Origin of the sequence: Vibrio lentus (assembly GCF_002875945.1) — a bacterium.
In the GTDB taxonomy this organism is placed as follows: domain Bacteria; phylum Pseudomonadota; class Gammaproteobacteria; order Enterobacterales; family Vibrionaceae; genus Vibrio; species Vibrio apostichopi.
On record NZ_MCZK01000024.1, the window covers coordinates 1 to 2,070 of the forward strand.

Sequence of the window (2,070 nt, forward strand, 5' to 3'; positions counted from 1 at the left end):
GTTAAAGGTGGTGGAATGGGTTATTGCTGGTGTATGGGGAGTGTGGGGCATGAGACAGTACCTATGGCTAGTTGAATGACATAAGTACTGCTTGTGGTGTAATTTTTTAGGTTATCGACGACTGCAACCAAAACTCATACTACGGTTATCGCCGTGTTTGGTGGTGGGCTTCGCGAGACGACTCATTCGATAGAAGAACTCGTTTAGCTGGAGCGGGAACATTTCTGTGTCGGATAAAAGCTCAAAACCTTCATTGTTAGGGGAATACGCTAATCCTGAGCATCGTTGGTTAGAGTGTTCTTCCACCACCCTATCCCATGTCTTTCTTACTTTTTTGTAGAGAAAACGCCCCCAACTATCTCGACCAGTTCCTAAGCTTTGGAAGAGCTCTCTATCAAAGAGCAAGATAAGATGATACTGGCTAGTGGAGTCACACTCCCTCGCCCAGATATAGCGGAACACCGTTCGTGGATGTTGATAGGTGTTATTGGTGTATTTGTCCTTACAGAGTTCATTAGTCTCCGATTCGAGAGTCCGAAGGAAATGGGCAAACACCGTTAGGTAATCGCCCCTGAAGTGAATCGGTAGATTTAGGTTGAGGTGAACAGCAAAGAGTCTCGGATATTGATTTAGTGCTTCAGTCAGTACTTGATCGATATCCTCCAAATACTCAAGGATAAGACCACCCTCGTGGTAGTAGAGTGGCTTTTCATTAAACGTTCGGTCATGACTGACGGTGAGGTGGTTAGACGCTTCTGAGTGATGTTGAGTGGCGTTGAGTTGGTTTGGCATTCTAGTATCCTGTGGTTTGTTGTTAATCCCACAGGAACTGTCACTACCGTAATTTTTAAACTACTTATGACTATGGCCGAAGTTCCGTCTACCGCTACCAAAGTGTTTCGTGTCTTCTTTGGCTAAATAACTAATGTGCTTAAATAGCTCATCAAACACGTCGTCAAAGTCATCAGAGTTACGGTTCAAGCGATGAATAACCACGCTGTCACTATTCTTTCTCTTTGAGAAATGTACTAATCCATTTGCCTCTTCATAATCAACACCGACGACTCTCGCCCATGCCTCCACGATAAAGGAGCCTAAATTATCATTTGGCGTTTGAGTTTGTCCCAACCAGTTAAATCTGTCCTTATTGAACATGAGTAATAAGTGATAGTGATCATTCATTGAGGTAGAGCGCTCTCTAACCCACACATTTCGAACTTTGCAGGGATGAACCCTACCACCCTCTTGTCTTTTTTTTCGCTTGCCAGAGTAAGCTATCTGAGACTGTAACGAGCGGATAAAATCGGTGATGACATTACCGCATTCTTCATTGGCTCTTAGCTTTGGAAATCTCAAATCTACACGGATAGCCATAAGACGAGGATAGTCATCTAATGCTCGTTCAATGGTGGCGTGCATTATTTCTAAGTAGTCGAGGTACAGTGGACCGTGTGCCGTCTGGATAGGATGACCAAGAAAGGTTTTCTTAATGGTGAGTCTAAGGTTTTTGTTTTTTCGAGAACGTACATTCATTGCTATCTATTCCTATGTTGAGGTTCATAGATAGGTCGATGCCGTTATTTATAATGGTGTACTGTGAGTCACTTGGTGTGACTCAGGGATACGTGATGATGTAGTCGTGTACTAGGTATGGTAGATGTTTAGTTATTAACGTAATAATACTAACCAGACAGACAATGCAAAAAACCTTTACGTATACATTTCCTGTCCGTATGGCGGAACAAATACTAGTTAACCATCAACGCCTAGGCACTGAACTGTGGAAAATCGATATCAGCTCACTCACTCTCGAATCCAAGTCAGTTACAAGTTAAATGACAGTTTGTTGAGCTAGTTAATGAAGAGAGATCTCGATAAGGCACACTACTTCAAAAACAATCCATCACGCCAAAACGACTCAACGCATCCTCATTCATTGTCAAAAACCACGGTTCATACATTTTTATTTCTGGAATTTACTCACATAAAAGGTGAAAATAAAAAACCGATAATTACCTACTAATCATCGGATTACGGTTACAAGCAAGTTAAGTGAGAGAAATAAAATGA

2 protein-coding genes are annotated in these 2,070 nt (G+C 42.0%); both read right to left on the reverse strand.

Annotation, left to right across the window (positions count from 1 at the left end):
* Nucleotides 1-111 precede the first annotated feature (111 nt).
* The gene (locus tag BCT49_RS02420) at nucleotides 112-792 is read right to left on the reverse strand and encodes an inovirus Gp2 family protein (RefSeq protein ID WP_102434004.1); all 681 of its coding nucleotides are present in this window, start codon (nucleotides 790-792) and stop codon (nucleotides 112-114) included.
* A 60-nt stretch (nucleotides 793-852) separates the two neighbouring features.
* Nucleotides 853-1,533: an inovirus Gp2 family protein gene (locus BCT49_RS02425; protein WP_102434005.1), complete on the reverse strand. Its 681-nt coding sequence runs from the start codon at nucleotides 1,531-1,533 to the stop codon at nucleotides 853-855.
* Nucleotides 1,534-2,070 lie beyond the last annotated feature (537 nt).